The following is an 18,239-nucleotide window of genomic DNA, read 5'->3' as shown; positions in this document are numbered from 1 at the left end:
CATGATGCCTGGCAGTTCATGCTGCCCGGCATTCATCTCTTTCAGGACGCCACCGCCTCGCCAGCGTCTAAATTCTGTTGACGATTTGAGCGCTGCACAAAATACTGCTTATCTTCCCAGCGCAGGCAGGTTAGATCGCCTCCCCAGCAGCAGCCGGTATCCAGCGCATAGATCCCGTCCGGCGTGCCTTTCCCTTCCAGTGAGGCCCAGTGCCCAAAAACGATACTGTACGCCTCGCTGACGGGGCCAGGGATGGCAAACCACGGCTTCAGCGGCGCAGGGGCGTTTTCCGGCGACTCTTTGCTGTACATATCCAGCTGACCATTCGGGAAGCAGTAACGCATCCGGGTAAAGGCGTTGGTGATGAAACGTAACCGCGCCAGTCCACTGAGTTCCGCCGACCAGTTGTTGGGCATATCGCCGTACATTGCATCGAGGAAGAAGGGATAGGAATCGCTCGACAACACGGCTTCAACATCACGCGCGCAGTCTTTGGCTGTCTGCAAATCCCACTGTGGCGTAATGCCCGCATGCGCCATCACCAGTTTCTTCTCTTCGTCAACCTGGAGCAGCGGCTGGCGGCGCAGCCAGTTAAGCAGTTCGTCGGCATCGGGCGCGTCCAGCAGCGGAGTCAGTCTGTCTTTTGGCTTATTCCGGCTGATTCCGGCAAACACGGCGAGCAAATGCAGGTCGTGATTACCCAGCACCAGACGCACGCAGTCGCCCAGCGATTTGATATAGCGCAACACGTCCAGTGAGCCAGGGCCGCGGGCGACCAGGTCGCCGGTCAGCCAGAGGGTATCGTTCTCAGGGGTAAACTTTACTTGTTGTAACAATGCGATCAGTTCATCGTAGCAACCGTGAACGTCGCCAATAAGGTATGTTGCCATAGTTATTGTTTTAGTGAATGAGCGTTGGAACGGCGAGTCGGAAAACGGGAATATCGATGGTAAAGGCGACGCCATTTTCATCGATCATTTCGTAATGACCCTGCATGGTACCCAGCGGCGTTTCAATGACTGCGCCACTGGTGTATTGATACTCTTCGCCTGGTTCGATGTGCGGCTGAACGCCAACCACACCTTCCCCCTGAACTTCAGTCTCCCGACCATGACCATTGGTTATCAACCAGTAGCGTCCTAATAGCTGCACCGGCGCTCGCCCCAAATTGCGGATGGTTACGGTATAAGCAAAAACGTAACGTTCATCACCAGGTGAAGATTGCGCCTCAATGTAGACGCTTTGTACCTGAACACATACTCGGGGCGAATTGATCATGCTTAACTCTCCTTCGAAGGCGCGTTTTCTGACAGATAGTTCGCCATCTGGCAGTACTGCGCGACAGAGATATTTTCCGCTCGCATAGCCGGGTCAACGCCCAGTTTCGTCAGAACCTCAACGCTGAACAGATTGCTGAGGCTGTTACGAATCGTTTTACGACGCTGGTTAAAGGCTTCGGTCGTGATGCGACTCAGAACACGAATATCCTTAACCGGATGAGGCATCGTGGCATGAGGTACCAGGCGTACGACGGCAGAATCCACTTTAGGTGGCGGCGTGAAGGCAGATGGTGGTACTTCAAGCACCGGGATCACATTGCAATAATATTGCGCCATAACGCTCAATCGACCATACGCTTTACTGTTCGGACCTGCAACCAGACGGTTAACCACCTCTTTTTGCAACATGAAGTGCATGTCAGCAATGGCATCAGTATAGCTAAACAGGTGGAACATCAGCGGCGTGGAGATGTTATACGGCAGATTGCCAAACACGCGCAGCGGTTGTCCCATCTTTTCAGACAGTTCGCCAAAGTTCATGGTCATGGCGTCTTGCTGGTAAATGGTCAGCTTTGGCCCTAAAAACGGGTGCGTTTGCAGACGCGCAGCCAGGTCGCGATCAAGCTCGATAACGGTGAGCTTGTCCAGACGTTCGCCTACCGGCTCGGTCAGCGCAGCCAGACCCGGACCGATTTCGACCATTGCCTGATCTTTTTGCGGGTTAATGGCCGAAACAATACTGTCGATCACAAACTGATCGTTGAGAAAGTTTTGCCCGAAACGTTTGCGGGCTAAGTGGCCCTGATGGACTCGATTATTCATTGGGTATTAACAATCATTTTGATGGCGAGATTAAGCGCCGTAATAAAACTGCCGACATCTGCGACACCCCGGCCCGCCAGTTCAAGGGCGGTGCCGTGGTCAACGGATGTGCGAATAAAGGGCAGGCCCAGCGTGATATTCACGCCACGGCCAAATCCCTGGTATTTTAGCACGGGGAGACCCTGATCGTGGTACATTGCCAGTACGGCATCCGCGTGGTCGAGATATTTGGCCTGAAACAGCGTATCGGCGGGCAATGGACCGTTTAGTTTCATCCCCTGCGCGCGCAATTTGTCGAGAACCGGAATAATGATGTCGATCTCTTCGCTGCCCATATGGCCGCCTTCACCCGCATGCGGATTGAGGCCACACACCAGAATATGCGGATCGGTAATACCGAATTTGGTGCGCAGATCGTGATGCAGGATGCCGATCACCTCATGCAACAGCGCGGGCGTAATGGCATCAGCCACTGCACGAAGCTGCAGGTGAGTGGTCGCCAGCGCCACACGTAGTTCTTCCGTTGCCAGCATCATCACGACTTTCTTCGCCTGTGAGCGCTCTTCAAAGAACTCCGTGTGTCCGGTGAAGGGGACGCCAGCGTCATTGATGACACCTTTGTGTACCGGGCCGGTAATCAGCGCGGCAAATTCACCTTGCAGGCAACCGTCACAGGCACGCGCCAGCGTATCCACCACGTATTGCCCATTTTCTATCGCCAGCTCACCAGGAACAACGGAGGCACGCAGCGCGACCGGCAGCAGGGTCAGCGTTCCGGCGGCCTGGGGGATGGCCTGGGTATGGGGAGACCAGGGGCGGAGCGAGAGGGGAAGACCGAGCAGTTTTGCCCGGTCGGAGAGTAGCGCGGCATCGGCACAGACGACAAGTTCTACCGGCCACTCACGCTGTGCAAGCTGGACCACAAGGTCCGGACCAATCCCGGCGGGCTCGCCAGGAGTGATTGCTACACGTTGAACAATAGTCATTAATTGCCCAGGATTTTAACGTAAGCGCTGGCGCGCTGTTCCTGCATCCAGGTTGCTGCTTCTTCCGAGAACTTACGGTTCATCAGCATACGATAGGCTCGATCTTTCTGCGCTGCGTCAGTTTTATCAACGTTACGCGTATCCAGCAGTTCGATCAGGTGCCAGCCAAAGGAAGAGTGCACCGGTGCGCTCATCTGGCCTTTGTTCAGACGGGTCAGCGCGTCACGGAAAGCAGGATCGAAAATATCCGCGGCTGCCCAGCCCAGATCGCCGCCCTGGTTGGCAGACCCCGGATCCTGAGAGAACTCTTTTGCCGCATTAGCGAATGTGGTTTTTCCGCTCTTGATATCGGCTGCAATCTGTTCCAGCTTCAGGCGTGCCTGCTGATCGGTCATAATTGGCGACGGCTTAAGCAGAATATGGCGAGCATGAACTTCGGTCACGGAAATACTCTGGCTTTGACCGCGCATGTCGTTCACTTTCAGGATATGGAAACCCACACCTGAACGAATCGGACCAACGATATCGCCTTTCTTCGCCGTACTCAGCGCCTGAGCAAAGATGCCCGGCAGTTCCTGAATACGTCCCCAGCCCATCTGGCCGCCTTTCAGCGCCTGCTGATCGGCCGAATAGGTGATGGCCAGTTTGCCGAAATCGCTACCGTTACGCGCCTCATCCACAATGGAGCGCGCCTGACTTTCTGCTTCATTTACCTGATCGGACGTTGGGTTTTCCGGCAGCGGGATCAGGATGTGGCTCAGGTTCAGCTCGGTGCTGGCATCGTTTTGATTACCGACCTGCTGTGCCAGCGCGTCAACTTCCTGCGGCAGGATTGTTACGCGGCGGCGAACTTCGTTGTTACGCACTTCAGAGATGATCATCTCTTTACGGATCTGGCTACGATAGGTGGAGTAGTTCAGGCCGTCGTAAGCCAGACGGCTGCGCATCTGATCCATCGTCATATTGTTCTGTTTGGCGATGTTGGCGATAGCCTGATCCAACTGCTCGTCAGAGATCTTCACCCCCATCTTTTGGCCCATCTGCAGAATGATTTGATCCATAATCAAACGTTCCAGGATCTGATGACGCAGCGTGGCATCATCCGGAAGCTGTTGACCAGCCTGACCTGCGTTGAGTTTTACGGATTGCATTAAGCCATCGACGTCGCTTTCCAGCACAACGCCGTTATTGACGACGGCTGCAACTTTATCGACTACCTGCGGGGCAGCGAAACTGGTATTCGCGATCATGGCGATACCGAGAAGCAGCGTTTTCCAGTTCTTCATACTTTTTCCATTATTAATTAACCGCAATGCGGATTACGTTGTATACCCGTCGTCTTTCAGGCTGCATTTTTGTTGGCTGCCTTCACTCACCCCGGTCATTTACTGCTGTAAGCGCCGGGGGATTCTCTCAGTTGCCGCCTCAATGCAGCTCGAAATTCATTGGGTATAAATCAATCAAATCACAAAGAGCTTTGATACGGCAGAATGTTCGAACGCAGCATCTCTTTCGTGCCGAGACCATAGTTGGAGCTCAGGCCGCGAAGTTCGATGTTGAAGCCAATCGTGTCATCATAAACCGCATGTTGTTTGTCATTATCCCAGCCGTTCAGCTTACGCTCGTAACCGACACGAATCGCATAACAGCAGGAGTTGTACTGCAAGCCGAGCATGGAATCCGCAGCTTTGTTCACATTGGTATCGAAGTAATAAGCACCGACGATCGACCAACGATCGGCAATCGGCCAGCTTGCCACGCCGCCAACCTGCGAAATCCCGTTTTTATACTGCTCTGCGGTGGAATAATTTTTCGGCAGCGTGGCCTGAATATATTCCGGGCTGGCGTAACGGTAGTTCAACTGCACCATGCGGTTTTCATCACGACGGTATTCGAGACTGGTGCTGCTGGTGGCAACGTTGTCCAGACGGGTGTCGTACTGGATCCCACCACGCAAACCCCAGCGATCGGTCATCCGCCAGTATGTGTCGCCCGCCCATACCAGTGAGCCGGTTTTGTCATCTTTCTCCCAGTTAATGTTGTCATCGCCGGTGCGTGACTCCGTGAAATAGTAGATTTGACCCACGGAAACATTAAAACGTTCAACGGCGACATCATCATATACACGAGATGTGATACCGGTCGAAACCTGGTTGGCGGAAGCGATACGGTCCAGGCCGCCATAAGTACGATCGCGGAACAGGCCGGTATAATCCGATTGCAGAAGAGAGGAGTCGTAGTTGTAGATTTTGCTCTGGTCGCGGTATGGCACGTACAGATACTGCGCGCGCGGCTCCAGCGTCTGGGTATAGCCTGGCGCAAGCATGTTCATGTCGCGCTCAAAAACCATCTTGCCGTCAACTTTAAACTGCGGCATGACGCGGTTGGCGGAATCATCGAGCTTGTTAACGTTACCCGGGTTGTTGTTGTACCAGTCCAGGTTGGTCTGCTGGTAGTGCGTCGCCATCAGCTTCGCTTCAGTATTGATGCTGCCCCAGTTGTTCGACAACGGCAGATTAATGGTCGGCTCCAGGTGCACACGGGTTGCTTCTGGCATGTTATCTTTCGTGTTAACAAATTTTACGGCCTGACCATAAATACGCGTATCAAACGGACCGACGTCATTCTGGTAGAAATTGACGTCTAACTGCGGTTCAGCGGAATAGCTACTTCTGTTCTGATCGTCAAAGACCTGGAACTGTTTGGTGGAGACTGTCGCATTAAAATTCTGTACCGCATAGCCAACGCTGAATTTTTGCGTGGCGTAACCGTCGGTACTGGAGCCGTACTTGTTGTCAAAATCGTTAAAGTAGCTGGAGTCGCTGACTTTGGTGTAATCGACGTTAAAACGCCAGACCTGATCCATGACGCCAGAGTGCTGCCAGTAGAACAGCCAGCGACGGGAGTTACTGTCGTTCGGATGTTCATCGTCATAAACGCGATCGGAATTCAGGTAATCGAGCTCCATCAAACCCGCACCGGCCTGGCTGAGGTAGCGGAATTCGTTTTCCCACATGATACCGCCACGACGGTGCATATAGTGCGGCGTGATGGTGGCGTCCATGTTCGGCGCGATATTCCAGTAGTACGGCAGATAGAACTCAAAATAGTTCTTGGTACTGTATTTCGCGTTCGGGATCAGGAAGCCGGATCGACGTTTGTCACCAACCGGCAGCTGGAGATATGGGCTATAAAAGACCGGAACCGGACCCAGTTTGAAGCGGGCGTTCCAGATTTCTGCGACCTGTTCTTCACGGTCGTGAATGACTTCGCTACCGACAACGCTCCAGGTATCAGATCCAGGCAGGCAGGAGGTGAAGCTACCGTTTTCCAGAATGGTGTAGCGATTTTCACCACGCTGCTTCATCAGATCCGCTTTGCCGCGCCCCTGACGTCCCACCATTTGGTAATCACCTTCCCAGACGTTGGTATCTTTGGTGTTGAGGTTTGCCCAACCCTTTGGCCCCTTCAGAATGACCTGATTGTCGTCGTAATGAACGTTACCGAGCGCATCGACGGTGCGTATTGGCTCTGGCTGGCCCTGCGCCTCTTTTTGATGGAGCTGCACCTCGTCGGCTTGCAGACGACTGTTGCCCTGCATGATATCCACATTGCCGGTAAACACTGCATCGTCAGGGTAATTCCCTTTGGCATGGTCGGCATTGATGGTCACAGGTAATTCGTTCGTATCGCCCTTCACCAGAGGACGGTCGTAACTTGGCACGCCCAGCATGCACTGTGAGGCGAGATCGGCTGCCAGACCCTGTTGACTATAAAGGGCGGTGGCAATCATGGTGGCCAGGAAGGTGGGAATACGTTTTTTCATACGTTGTATTTTATTGTTCCATCATCGGTAGCGTTGCGCGTGACAAACGGTCAGAGACTAACTTACTCATCATCATAGCGCTAGTGTTAATCATACACGTCATCCTTCAGGCTGCCTCTGCGTTAGCTGCATTCGTTATTCGGCCATCCCTGCGCCTCACCCCAGGAGGGCTGCTGCTTGCTACCTTGATGCAGCCTGAATGATTTTGTGTATCTACCCTTTATCGTCATGATGCTTTCCACAATCGAGCGGGTATCACGTTTGTGGGGTTAGGCACGGCATTGAATGACAGGTATGATAATGCAAATTATAGGCGATGTCCCACAATTGACCGTGACCGTGAAACGGTAAAAGCGTCCTGTACCCAATGGATTTCGAATTGCATTGAAGCGGCAACTGAGAGAATCCCCCTGGCGCTTACAGCAGTAAGTGTCCGGGGTGAGCGAAGGCTGCCAACAAAAATGCGGCTTGAAAGACGAAGGGGATATATTGTGGGGGATCGCTTGAGAGCATGACGCTTAACAGCGTGAAGATTTGGGGAACGTATGCAGTACTGGGGAAAAATAATTGGTGTGGCCGTGGCTCTGATGATGGGCGGCGGCTTCTGGGGCGTGGTGCTGGGGCTGCTGGTTGGGCATATGTTTGACAAAGCCCGTAGCCGCAAAATGGCGTGGTTTGCGAATCAACGAGAGCGTCAGGCGCTGTTTTTTGCCACGACCTTTGAGGTTATGGGCCATTTAACCAAATCGAAAGGACGGGTCACCGAGGCCGATATTCATATCGCCAGCGTATTGATGGATCGCATGAACCTGCATGGGGATTCCCGCTCCGCGGCGCAGAATGCCTTCCGGGTGGGAAAATCAGACAATTACCCGTTACGTGAAAAAATGCGCCAGTTTCGCAGCGTCTGCTTTGGCCGTTTTGACCTGATTCGCATGTTTCTGGAGATTCAGATTCAGGCTGCGTTTGCCGATGGTTCATTGCACCCTAACGAACGCGAAGTGTTGTATGTCATTGCGGAAGAGCTGGGTATCTCCCGGACGCAGTTTGATCAATTCCTGCGGATGATGCAGGGCGGCGCGCAGTTTGGCGGGGGGTATCAGCAGCAGTCTGGCGGTGCCGGCTGGCAGCAGGCGCAGCGGGGACCCACGCTTGAGGATGCCTGTAATGTGCTGGGTGTGAAGCAGACTGACGATGCCACCACGATCAAGCGCGCCTACCGTAAGCTGATGAGTGAGCACCACCCGGACAAACTGGTGGCGAAAGGCTTGCCACCGGAAATGATGGAGATGGCGAAGCAGAAAGCGCAAGAGATTCAGAAAGCCTACGAGCTCATCAAAGAGCAGAAAGGGTTTAAGTAAATATACACGGCATCCTTCAGGCTGCCTCTTTGTTGGCTGCGCTGTGAAACCCCAGTCACATAGTTATCTATGCTGCTGGGGATTTCTTCGCTTGCCGCCTCGAGGCATCTCGAATGATTTGTGTCGATAACCCGAGACATAAAGCCAGTAGGCCGGGCAAGCGAAGCGCTCCCGGCACAAGCAGGTACAGAATTTAAAAATCCACCGGGGCTTTGAAGGTCATACTGTTGCCGTAGGCGGGATGGGTGATGGTCAGCATCTCAGCATGCAGCAGCAGGCGCGGCGCCATCGCCAGCGCTTTTGGTGAAGCGTAGAAGCGATCGCCAAGAATCGGGTGCCCGAGCGCCAGCATATGGACGCGCAGCTGATGAGAACGCCCGGTGATGGGTTTAAGCACCACCCTGGCGGTATTATCGTCAGCAAACTCGACGACGTCATACTCAGTTTGCGCCGGTTTGCCGGTCTCATAACACACCTTCTGTTTTGGCCGGTTCGGCCAGTCACATATCAGCGGTAAATCAACCAGCCCTCTGGCCGGAGTTGGATGGCCCCACACGCGCGCAACATATTGCTTTTTCGGCTCGCGCTCGCGGAACTGGCGCTTCAGCTCGCGTTCGGCCGCTTTGGTCAGCGCCACGACAATCACGCCGCTGGTCGCCATATCCAGACGATGCACCGATTCTGCCTGCGGGAAATCACGCTGAATGCGCGTCATTACGCTGTCCTTGTGCTCTTCCTGGCGACCAGGCACGGACAACAAGCCGCTCGGCTTGTTGACCACCATAATGTGCTCATCCTGATACAGAGTGACCAGCCAGGGCTCCTGCGGCGGATTATAGTTTTCCATCCCCATTTCCGGCTCCGTTACTGATGCGTCACGACGATCAGGCGTAAGGCATCCAGACGCCAGCTGGCCTGATCCAGGCTTTCCATTACCTGCTGACGGTTGCTCTCAATCGCGGTAAGTTCGTCATCACGGATGTTTGGGTTAACGGCGCGCAGCGCTTCCAGACGCGACAGCTCGGCAGACAGTTTTTCATCCGCTTCATGACGTGCCGCGTCGATCAGCGCACGAGCAGACTTCTCAACCTGTGCTTCACCCAGTTGCAAAATGGCATGGACATCCTGCTGAACGGCGTTGACCAGCTTACTGCCGGTATGACGGTTAACGGCGCTTAACTGACGGTTGAAGGTTTCAAACTCCACCTGTGCGGCCAGGTTGTTGCCGTTCTTATCCAGCAACATGCGGACCGGGGTCGCTGGCAGGAAACGGTTCAACTGCAGTTGCTTCGGCGCCTGCGCTTCGACAACGTATACCAGTTCAACGAGCAGTGTACCAACAGGTAAGGCTTTGTTTTTCAACAAAGAAATGGTGCTGCTGCCGGTTTCGCCAGAAAGGATCAGATCCAGCCCGTTGCGAATCAGCGGATGCTCCCAGGTAATGAACTGCGCATCTTCGCGCGACAGCGCCACGTCCCGTTCGAAAGTGATCGTGCAGCCATCCTCCGGCAGACCAGGGAAGTCCGGCACCAGCATATGGTCAGATGGCGTCAGGACAATCAGATTCTCACCACGATCGTCCTGGTTAATTCCCACAATATCAAACAGGTTCATGGCGAAGGCGATAAGGCTTGTATCATCATCCTGTTCTTCAATACTTTCAGCAAGCTGCTGCGCCTTTTCACCGCCGTTGGAGTGGATTTCCAGCAGGCGGTCACGACCTTGTTCCAGCTGTGCTTTCAGCGCTTCATGCTGCTCACGGCAGGTTTTAATCAACTCATCGAAACCGTCCGTCTCTTCCGGTGCTGCCAGATAGCCGATCAGGTTGTTGTACACCGTGTCATAAATGGTACGACCGGTCGGGCAGGTGTGCTCGAACGCATCCAGACCTTCGTGATACCAGCGAACCAGTACTGACTGCGCGGTTTTTTCCAGATACGGAATGTGGATCTGGATATCGTGCGCCTGGCCAATACGATCCAGACGGCCAATGCGCTGCTCCAGGAGATCCGGGTTAAACGGCAGATCAAACATCACCAGATTGCTGGCAAACTGGAAGTTGCGTCCTTCAGAGCCGATTTCTGAGCACAGCAGAACCTGCGCACCGCTGTCTTCTTCAGCGAACCAGGCGGCAGCACGGTCGCGCTCGATGATGGACATCCCTTCATGGAACACGGCGGCGCGGATACCTTCACGTTCGCGAAGAACCTGCTCCAGCTGTAGCGCGGTGGCGGCTTTGGCGCAGATCACCAACACTTTTTGCGAACGGTGGCTGGTCAGATACCCCATTAGCCATTCAACGCGTGGATCAAAGTTCCACCAGGTGCCGCTATCCCCTTCGAATTCCTGATAAATCTGCTCCGGGTAGAGCATGTCGCGTGCTCTGTCTTCTGCGCTTTTGCGCGTGCCCATGATGCCGGAGACTTTTATCGCCGTCTGATATTGGGTCGGCAGCGGCAACTTGATGGTATGGAGTTCGCGTTTCGGGAAGCCTTTTACGCCATTGCGCGTGTTGCGGAACAGCACGCGGCTGGTGCCGTGGCGGTCCATTAACATGGAGACCAGCTCCTGACGGGCGCTTTCTGCATCCTCGCTGCTGCTGTTTGCGGCCTGCAGCAGCGGTTCGATATCCTGCTCGCCAATGAGCTCGCCGAGCATGTTCAGCTCGTCGTTGCTGAGCATATTACCAGCCAGCAGCATGGCGACGGCATCGGCCACCGGGCGGTAATTCTTTTGTTCTTCAACAAACAGCGCAAAGTCGTGGAAACGATTTGGATCCAGTAAACGCAGACGGGCAAAGTGGCTTTCCATACCCAGCTGTTCCGGCGTCGCGGTCAGCAGCAGGATACCAGGAATACGCTCTGCCAGCTGTTCTATCGCCGCGTATTCGCGACTCGGCGCGTCTTCGCTCCACACCAGATGGTGCGCTTCGTCGACGACCAGCAGATCCCACTCGGCATCGCACAGATGCTCCAGGCGCTGCTTGTTACGGCGGGCAAAATCCAGCGAGCAGATAATCAGCTGTTCGGTTTCAAACGGATTACAGGCGTCGTGCTGAGCCTCCGCGTAACGTTCGTCATCAAACAGGGCGAAGCGCAGGTTGAAACGGCGCAGCATTTCTACCAGCCACTGATGCTGTAATGTCTCCGGGACGATAATCAGTACGCGCTCTGCCGCACCTGACAGCAGCTGTTGATGCAGAATCATCCCGGCTTCAATGGTCTTTCCTAAGCCCACTTCGTCGGCCAGCAGGACGCGCGGCGCGTGGCGACGACCGACATCATGGGCAATGTTGAGCTGATGAGGGATCAGGCTTGCACGCTGACCGCGCAGGCCACTCCACGGCATACGATATTGCTCGCTCTGGAATTTACGTGCACGGTAACGCAGGGCAAAACGGTCCATGCGGTCAATCTGACCCGCGAACAGACGGTCCTGAGGTTTGCTGAAGACCAGCTTACTGTCGAGCAGAACTTCACGCAGCGTGACGTTTGCTTCCTCGGTATCAAGGCGGGTACCCGTATAAGCAAGCAAACCGTTTTCTTCTTTTACATCATCGATTTGCAGTTGCCAGCCTTCATGGCTGGTGATGGTATCACCAGGGTTAAACATCACGCGGGTCACCGGAGAGTCACTGCGCGCATACAGACGGTTTTCACCTGTGGCCGGGAAAAGTAAAGTGACAGTTCGCGCATCCATTGCGACAACGGTTCCAAGTCCCAGTTCGCTTTCTGTATCGCTGATCCAGCGTTGACCAAGTGTAAAAGGCATATTTGTCGGCTCTATATCTTTAATTGCAGGCAATACTCGTCATATTTCAGTCTGCGGGCTCGCCAGTCACCTGGTTATACAGGCTCCCGGAGATTTGCGGCTTCGCCGCCCGTCTGCGACTCGAATTATTAAGAGTAAACGACATCGCTACCCGCAAAATGGGCAGCAATGTACATTGGGTCCAGGAATGGAAAGGGCGCTATGGTAATGGATGGCGGCGCATTCGTCACGTGTCAAAATAACCCTAATTGTCCAGTGAGCAGTGTAGCAAAGTTATCATCAATAAAGGGAAGTATCCCCTCTGCCACCGGCTGTAGCTGGCGTGTGAGATAATGTTCATAATCCAGCGGTGAACGTCGGTAATCAAGCGGTTCCGGACCGTTTGTCGTCCAGACATATTTGATGGTCCCCCGGTTTTGATACTGCGCAGCGCGCCCCAGCTGGAGATTTTGTTCATCTGCGAGCCTGGCGGCACGCACGTGTGGTGGAACGTTGCGCTGGTATTCGCTGAGCGGACGGCGCAGACGCTTGCGGTAAACCAGCAGCGAATCCAGCTCTCCCGCCATCAGTTTGTCGATGGTCTCGCGAACATACTCCTGATACGGTTCGTTACGGAAAATACGCAAATACAGCGCCTGTTGAAACTGCTGCGCCAGCGGCGTCCAGTCGGTACGTACCGTTTCCAGCCCCTTGAACACCATGCGTTGTGTCTCACCGTCCTGAATCATCCCGGCGTAACGCTTTTTACTGCCGGTATCCGCACCGCGGATGGTGGGCATCAGAAAGCGACAAAAATGGGTTTCAAATTCCAGTTCCAGCGCGCTGGTTAGCCGTTGCTGCTGTAGCGACTCCGCCCACCAGTTATTGACATACTGTACCAACGAATGGCCAATTTTTGCGGCATCGTCTTCAGAATGCGCCTGTTTCAGCCAGACGAAAGTGGAATCGGTATCGCCATAGATCACGTCATAGCCTTGTGCTTCAATCAGCGCTTTGGTCTGACGCATGATCGCGTGGCCGCGCATGGTGATCGACGACGCCAGTCGGGGATCGAAAAAACGGCAGGCGGTGGTGCCAAGTACGCCGTAGAAGGCATTCATGATGATCTTCAGCGCCTGAGACAGTGGTTTATTACCCTGACGCCTGGCGTTGTCGCGTCCCTGCCAGATTTGGGTCACGATTTCCGGCAGGCAGTGCTTTTCTCGTGAAAACCAGGCGTCGAGGAAACCCTCGGTGCTGTGCGCGGGATCCGGCTGCGCCATTCCTTCTATCAGACCCACCGGGTCGATCAAAAAGGTGCGGATAATGGACGGGTACAGGCTCTTGTAATCCAGTACCAGCACCGAATCATACAGGCCGGGACGCGAATCCATCACGTAACCGCCGGGGCTGGCATGTGGCGGAACCTCTCCCAGATTTGGCGCAACATAACCCGCGCGATGCATGCGTGGAAAATAGAGATGACCAAAAGCGGCGACCGAACCGCCGTGCCTGTCGACAGGCAGGCCGTTAACCGTTGAACGCTCCAGTAGAAAGGGCATTATTTCGGTTTTATGAAAAATCCGTGTGACCAGTTCGCAGTCTTTGAGGTTGTAAGTGGCGAGCGCGGGCTTATCTTCGGCGAACCGGCGGTCAATCTCGTCCATTCTGTCCCAGGGGTTATCAATGGACTTACCTTCACCAAGCAGCTCCTGCGCGACGGTTTCCAGCGAAAATGAGGAGAAATTCCAGAAGGCGGATTTGAGCGCCTCAATACCGTCAACGATCAGGCGTCCCCTGGCCTGGGCAAAAAATACGCCGTTTTTAAAACCGTGTTCGCGCCATTCCAGTTCGCTGTTATCGCGGCCAAAGCGTAAGGGTATTCGGTAACGTTCGGCGTGTTTTTGCAGGACGCGAAGATCGAATTGCACCACGTTCCAGCCGATGATGACATCCGGGTCGTGGCGGGCAAGCCATTCATTTAGCTTTTCCAGCAACTGCGGGCGGCTCGTCACATACTCAAGCTGGAAATCGAGCGCGGAGGCATCGCCATTTGCCGGGCCGAGCATATAAACGATGCGCTGTCCGCAACCTTCCAGACCAATACAGTACAGCTCGCCGTGGCGGGTGGTTTCGATATCCAGCGAGACCCACTTCAGCGGCGGGCGGTAATCCGGGTACGGTTTCAGGCGTGCGTTGACGATAGCGCCATTACGCCTGTCGCCGTCAATCCAGACGGGCGAGGTGATAAAGCGTTCCATCAGATAACGTTCCGGGGGGCGCACGTCGGCTTCATAAACCGTCACGCCATTTCCGCGCAGCAGCTTTTCCAGACGCATGAGCTGGCGATGAGAACGACAGTACAGACCCGAAACGGGCTGGCGATGAAAATCCTGCAGATTGAGAGGGGAAAGCCGATAGCCATTTTCCGCACTCAGCAGCGAGGTGACGCGGGAGTGTTGGTGTGTGGGGATAAACGCCACCGATTCCTGCGGCGCAAGCGTTACCTGCAAAGGACCGTCGTCCGTTGCCAGCCAGAATGAAACCTCCGTTCCCTGCGATGTATCCCGCCAGTGCCGGGTTAAAATAAAACCTGCCTGCGCCACGCTGAGTATCCGTCAAACAAACCAACGACAATTATAACCTAGTTTACTCGATAATACTGTTATTTTGTACAGGCGTGAGGCGCAGAACGCCATGCCCACTGAAAAGGTCTCACGAAGTAAAAGCGCGCCAGCGAGCCGCAGACCAACAGTGTCGTTTTCCACGGCGGTTATTTATATTTAAGTGATGAATGAAGAACTAATATTCAGTGCGTGTGATTTGTTGTATTCCTGTGGTTTATTTCTTTTTCCTGTTTATTTCCCTTAATTGATATGTTTAATTGTGCATTCAAGTCCATTCTCAGATAATCATCGGTTTTTAGGAATTATGCCTGTTTAATTCTGTTACATATTTCTCGGAACAGTAAAAAAATGGTTTTTAGATTTGTTTTTATTTATGGTTAATGTAAGAATTTATTTAAAACATCCGAATGATTTGATTGAATATAATATATATTTAAATGGGTTACTATTGCTGAATAAAAATGGATTTTCAGTTCGATCTCGTCGGGATATCTCTCTGTATAATTTTATTTTTATTTCTGGCTATACTCTAAATAATTCGAGTTGCGGGACAAAAAGCGTAGTCGTTTTGAACAGCGCTTGCCTGGCCCCGAAGAGGCGAGGCCGAAGGCCGAGTAATAAAGCCAACGCACCCGCAACCTGGAGTATGACGAGTATATAAATTATTTTCAGAGAATTGTCCGGATGTTTTTCAATGAATATCTGGGAGGGTTTATGAATATTTATACTCAGGCGCTGCAGGTAGGGTACAACCACTACCTGTTTGTTAACACTCAGTTATCTAATCCATCCATTAAAAACGTATGCAAATATATTGAGTATAAAACATGGACGGGGCAAATTTGGCGTGCTGAGATTATTGAACACGGTAACGCTTTTTTTCACTGGCAAGGTCATGACAGACGAAATGGACATCGCGATACGGTGATCAATTATCTGTTACACGGGCAGCGATGGCAGTCAACTATTGCGGATTATATTTTCTTTCATTCGCTGGAAGGAGAAGAGCAGCAGGGGCATTATGACAACGTGATTGATTATCTTTGCTCGAATAATTGTGTGTATCGAAGCGAGTTTGCTGAATATATTTCTGAGTATACTCTAAATAATTCGAGTTGCGGGAAGGCGGCAAGCGAGTGAGTCTCCAGCAGCATAGATAACTATGTGACTGGGGTGAGCGACAAATCTGCCGGGAGCAGATTTGAACGCTGCTTGCAGCGGCCCCGAAGATGGGCCGAGTAACAACGCCAGCACAGAGGCAGCTTGAAGGATGACGTGTGTAATATGAAAGCGCACCCCGTTCAGGATGCGCGGCTTATGTTTATTGCTGTCCGTAATAGGCTTTTGCACCATGTTTACGCAAGTAATGTTTATCTAACAGCGTTTGCTGCATATCGGGCAACTGCGGTGCGAGCTGACGACAGAAGATCCCCATATAGGCGACTTCTTCCAGCACGATAGCATTATGTACCGCATCTTCGGCATTTTTCCCCCATGCGAAAGGACCGTGGGAATGCACCAGTACGCCCGGCATTTGGGCTGCATCTATTCCTTTTTTTTCAAAGGTTTCCACAATGACATTACCCGTTTCCCATTCATATTCGCCGTTAATTTCCGTGTCGGTCATTTTGCGCGTACAGGGAATCGAACCGTAGAAATAGTCGGCATGAGTGGTGCCCGTTGCCGGGATGGATTGCCCCGCCTGCGCCCAGATGGTCGCATGGCGTGAGTGGGTATGTACGATGCCGCCAATCGTCGGAAATGCCTGATACAGCAGGCGATGGGTTGGCGTATCGGAGGAGGGTTTTTTAGTCCCCTCGACAACTTCGCCCGTGGCGATGCTGACGACCACCATATCGTCTGCGCTCATGACGCTGTAATCGACGCCGGAAGGCTTAATCACGAAGACACCATGCTCACGGTCAACGGCGCTGACGTTCCCCCAGGTGAGGGTGACCAGGTTGTGTTGTGGCAGCGCAAGGTTGGCTTCCAGTACCTGACGTTTAAGATCTTCAAGCATGTTGATTCCTCTGTGCCGGATGACGGGCAAGCGCAGCGCCATCCGGCAGCAACATAATTAACGTTTAAAACCGTAATACACTTCGTTCCAGCGCAGTGCGTCTTTAAATGCAGGCAGGCGGGTATCGTTATCAATCACCGTGATTTCGATATCGTGCATTTCGGCGAACTGGCGCATGTCATTCAGATCCAGCGCATGGCTGAAAACGGTGTGGTGCGCGCCACCGGCCAGGATCCAGGCTTCGGAAGCGGTTGGCAGATCCGGCTGGGCTTTCCACAAGGCGTTGGCTACCGGCAGTTTTGGCAGGTCGTGAGGCGTTTTTACCGTGTCGATGCAGTTAACCAGCAGACGATAACGATCGCCGAGGTCGATCAGGCTGGCAACGATCGCCGGGCCGGTTTGGGTGTTGAAGATCAGACGCGCGGGGGCGTCTTTACCGCCGATACCCAGATGCTGGACGTCGAGGATCGGTTTTTCTTCCACAGCGATGGTTGGACACACTTCCAGCATATGCGAGCCGAGCACCAGATCGTTGCCCTTCTCAAAGTGGTAGGTGTAATCCTCCATAAATGAGGTGCCGCCCTGCAGACCGGTTGACATCACCTTCATGATGCGAAGCAGAGCGGCAGTTTTCCAGTCGCCTTCGCCAGCGAAACCATAGCCCTGCTGCATCAGGCGCTGTACGGCCAGACCCGGAAGTTGCTTCAGGCCGTGCAAATCTTCAAAGGTGGTGGTGAAAGCATGAAATCCCCCCTGTTCGAGAAAACGCTTCATCCCCAGTTCAATGCGCGCAGCTTCCAGCACGTTCTGCCGTTTTTCGCCGTGGATCTGCGTGGCGGCGGTCATGGTATAGCTGCTTTCGTATTCGTCGATTAGCGCGTTGATATCCCCGTCGCTGACAGCGTTAACCACCTGGACCAGATCGCCTACAGCCCAGGTATTGACGGAGAAACCAAACTTAATCTGCGCGGCAACTTTGTCACCGTCGGTCACTGCGACCTCACGCATGTTGTCGCCAAAGCGGCATACCTTCAGATGACGGGTATCCTGTCTGGAGACCGCCTGACGCATCCATGAACCGATGCGTTCCTGCGCCTCTGCATCCTGCCAGTGTCCGGTCACCACCGCGTGCTGTTGACGCATGCGTGCGCCGATAAAGCCGAACTCACGGCCACCGTGCGCGGTCTGGTTCAGGTTCATAAAGTCCATATCAATGCTGTCCCACGGCAGTGCGGCATTGAACTGGGTGTGGAACTGGAGCAGCGGCTTGTTGAGAAGGGTCAGGCCGTTGATCCACATTTTGGCCGGAGAGAAGGTATGCAGCCAGACCACCAGGCCTGCGCAGCGATCGTCATAGTTGGCGTCACGACAAATCGCGGTGATTTCGTCAGGCGTGGTGCCCAGCGGTTTCAGCACCACTTTGCAGGGCAGTCTGGCTTCGCTGTTCAGCGCCTTAACGACGTGCTCAGCATGCTGATTGACCTGGCGCAGCGTTTCAGAGCCATACAGATGCTGGCTACCAATCACAAACCACACTTCATAGTTATCAAAAATCGTCATTGTCGTG

The 18,239-nt window shown here is 53.6% G+C and carries 13 protein-coding genes; 2 read left to right on the top strand and 11 right to left on the bottom strand.

The window, feature by feature from the left end; genetic code table 11:
* Nucleotides 1-41: 41 nt before the first annotated feature.
* From apaH to lptD, 6 genes are all read right to left on the bottom strand, one after another.
* Nucleotides 42-890: a bis(5'-nucleosyl)-tetraphosphatase (symmetrical) ApaH gene (gene apaH, locus C3432_RS18560; protein WP_103778036.1), complete on the bottom strand. Its 849-nt coding sequence runs from the start codon at nt 888-890 to the stop codon at nt 42-44.
* A 10-nt stretch (nt 891-900) separates the two neighbouring features.
* The gene (gene apaG, locus C3432_RS18555; protein WP_103778035.1) at nt 901-1,278 is read right to left on the bottom strand and encodes a Co2+/Mg2+ efflux protein ApaG; all 378 of its coding nucleotides are present in this window, start codon (nt 1,276-1,278) and stop codon (nt 901-903) included.
* Between the two features lie 2 nt (nt 1,279-1,280).
* A complete protein-coding gene (rsmA, locus tag C3432_RS18550; protein WP_103778034.1) occupies nt 1,281-2,102 on the bottom strand; it encodes a 16S rRNA (adenine(1518)-N(6)/adenine(1519)-N(6))-dimethyltransferase RsmA in 822 nt (273 codons plus the stop codon).
* Nucleotides 2,099-3,088, bottom strand: coding sequence for a 4-hydroxythreonine-4-phosphate dehydrogenase PdxA (gene pdxA, locus C3432_RS18545; protein ID WP_103778033.1), 990 nt, complete (start codon nt 3,086-3,088; stop codon nt 2,099-2,101). The genes rsmA and pdxA overlap by 4 nt, the downstream gene beginning before the upstream one ends.
* The gene (surA, locus tag C3432_RS18540) at nt 3,088-4,374 is read right to left on the bottom strand and encodes a peptidylprolyl isomerase SurA (protein WP_103778032.1); all 1,287 of its coding nucleotides are present in this window, start codon (nt 4,372-4,374) and stop codon (nt 3,088-3,090) included. The genes pdxA and surA overlap by 1 nt, the downstream gene beginning before the upstream one ends.
* 179 nt (nt 4,375-4,553) lie before the next feature.
* Nucleotides 4,554-6,914 (bottom strand): LPS assembly protein LptD, encoded by a 2,361-nt coding sequence (gene lptD / locus C3432_RS18535; RefSeq protein WP_103778031.1) that lies wholly within the window; start codon nt 6,912-6,914, stop codon nt 4,554-4,556.
* 545 nt (nt 6,915-7,459) lie between these two features.
* On the opposite strand from lptD, the gene djlA reads away from it, so the two are divergent.
* Nucleotides 7,460-8,275 (top strand): co-chaperone DjlA, encoded by an 816-nt coding sequence (gene djlA, locus C3432_RS18530; RefSeq protein WP_103778030.1) that lies wholly within the window; start codon nt 7,460-7,462, stop codon nt 8,273-8,275.
* 193 nt (nt 8,276-8,468) lie between these two features.
* On the opposite strand, the gene rluA is transcribed toward djlA, so the two are convergent.
* The 3 genes from rluA to polB form a co-directional block, all read right to left on the bottom strand.
* Complete coding sequence (rluA, locus tag C3432_RS18525; RefSeq protein WP_103778029.1) at nt 8,469-9,128, bottom strand: bifunctional tRNA pseudouridine(32) synthase/23S rRNA pseudouridine(746) synthase RluA; 660 nt, start codon at nt 9,126-9,128, stop codon at nt 8,469-8,471.
* Nucleotides 9,129-9,139: 11 nt separating this feature from the next.
* On the bottom strand, nt 9,140-12,046 hold the full coding sequence (gene rapA / locus C3432_RS18520) for an RNA polymerase-associated protein RapA (RefSeq protein ID WP_103778028.1): 2,907 nt from the start codon (nt 12,044-12,046) through the stop codon (nt 9,140-9,142).
* Nucleotides 12,047-12,279: 233 nt separating this feature from the next.
* A complete protein-coding gene (polB, locus tag C3432_RS18515) occupies nt 12,280-14,631 on the bottom strand; it encodes a DNA polymerase II (protein ID WP_103778027.1) in 2,352 nt (783 codons plus the stop codon).
* Between the two features lie 735 nt (nt 14,632-15,366).
* Between polB and C3432_RS18510 the strand changes: the two genes are divergently transcribed.
* On the top strand, nt 15,367-15,792 hold the full coding sequence (locus C3432_RS18510) for a DUF4751 family protein (protein ID WP_103778277.1): 426 nt from the start codon (nt 15,367-15,369) through the stop codon (nt 15,790-15,792).
* 181 nt (nt 15,793-15,973) lie between these two features.
* Here the strand turns inward: C3432_RS18510 and araD are convergent, their stop codons facing one another.
* Complete coding sequence (araD, locus tag C3432_RS18500; RefSeq protein ID WP_103778025.1) at nt 15,974-16,672, bottom strand: L-ribulose-5-phosphate 4-epimerase; 699 nt, start codon at nt 16,670-16,672, stop codon at nt 15,974-15,976.
* Between the two features lie 57 nt (nt 16,673-16,729).
* A complete protein-coding gene (gene araA, locus C3432_RS18495) occupies nt 16,730-18,232 on the bottom strand; it encodes an L-arabinose isomerase (RefSeq protein WP_103778024.1) in 1,503 nt (500 codons plus the stop codon).
* Between the last annotated feature and the right edge of the window lie 7 nt (nt 18,233-18,239).

It is taken from the genome of Citrobacter amalonaticus, assembly GCF_002918555.1.
Lineage (GTDB): Bacteria > Pseudomonadota > Gammaproteobacteria > Enterobacterales > Enterobacteriaceae > Citrobacter_C > Citrobacter_C amalonaticus_A.
Note: the sequence above shows the minus strand (reverse complement) of the source record. Positions and strands in the feature narration are given on the sequence as shown.

What these genes read in the sequence shown, in the direction of transcription:
- apaH (WP_103778036.1), bottom strand. Translation starts at nt 890, where the DNA reads ATGGCAACATACCTTATTGGCGACGTTCACGGTTGCTACGATGAACTG.
- apaG (WP_103778035.1), bottom strand. Translation starts at nt 1,278, where the DNA reads ATGATCAATTCGCCCCGAGTATGTGTTCAGGTACAAAGCGTCTACATT.
- rsmA (WP_103778034.1), bottom strand. Translation starts at nt 2,102, where the DNA reads ATGAATAATCGAGTCCATCAGGGCCACTTAGCCCGCAAACGTTTCGGG.
- pdxA (WP_103778033.1), bottom strand. Translation starts at nt 3,088, where the DNA reads ATGACTATTGTTCAACGTGTAGCAATCACTCCTGGCGAGCCCGCCGGG.
- surA (WP_103778032.1), bottom strand. Translation starts at nt 4,374, where the DNA reads ATGAAGAACTGGAAAACGCTGCTTCTCGGTATCGCCATGATCGCGAAT.
- lptD (WP_103778031.1), bottom strand. Translation starts at nt 6,914, where the DNA reads ATGAAAAAACGTATTCCCACCTTCCTGGCCACCATGATTGCCACCGCC.
- djlA (WP_103778030.1), top strand. Translation starts at nt 7,460, where the DNA reads ATGCAGTACTGGGGAAAAATAATTGGTGTGGCCGTGGCTCTGATGATG.
- rluA (WP_103778029.1), bottom strand. Translation starts at nt 9,128, where the DNA reads ATGGGGATGGAAAACTATAATCCGCCGCAGGAGCCCTGGCTGGTCACT.
- rapA (WP_103778028.1), bottom strand. Translation starts at nt 12,046, where the DNA reads ATGCCTTTTACACTTGGTCAACGCTGGATCAGCGATACAGAAAGCGAA.
- C3432_RS18510 (WP_103778277.1), top strand. Translation starts at nt 15,367, where the DNA reads ATGAATATTTATACTCAGGCGCTGCAGGTAGGGTACAACCACTACCTG.
- araD (WP_103778025.1), bottom strand. Translation starts at nt 16,672, where the DNA reads ATGCTTGAAGATCTTAAACGTCAGGTACTGGAAGCCAACCTTGCGCTG.
- araA (WP_103778024.1), bottom strand. Translation starts at nt 18,232, where the DNA reads ATGACGATTTTTGATAACTATGAAGTGTGGTTTGTGATTGGTAGCCAG.